Annotated in this window: 1 pseudogene; it reads left to right on the top strand. The window is 49.6% G+C overall.

Annotated elements, in window-relative coordinates:
- Window positions 1–288, top strand: a pseudogene (locus QN395_RS21515) (DDE-type integrase/transposase/recombinase); the annotation flags it as partial.
- Window positions 289–365 lie beyond the last annotated feature (77 nt).

The following is a 365-nucleotide window of genomic DNA, read 5'->3' as shown; positions in this document are numbered from 1 at the left end:
TTAGCCTATAGCCGCCAAATGTTTGTGGCCGCCTATCCCAGAGAAACGCAGGAAATGGTCTTTGATGCGCACATCCGTGCATTTACCTTCTTTGGCGGTGTGCCTGCCCGTCTGATTTACGATAATCTCAAGACCGTCGTCGACACCGTCTTTGTCGGTAAAGAACGTCAATTTAACCGGCGCTTTTTAACGCTGGCCAATCATTATCTGTTTGAACCAGTGGCCTGCACTCCTGCTTCTGGTTGGGAGAAAGGTCAGGTCGAGAATCAAGTTGGCAATGTACGGGAATGGCGCGCACTCAATATTGACCAGCTGCGCGCATTGAATATTGACCAGGCGCTTAGTTGCTGAGCATACAAGTTTGT

It is taken from the genome of Undibacterium sp. RTI2.2 (genome assembly GCF_035018705.1).
Lineage (GTDB): Bacteria > Pseudomonadota > Gammaproteobacteria > Burkholderiales > Burkholderiaceae_D > Undibacterium.
This window is presented reverse-complemented; position numbering and strand designations above follow the sequence as displayed.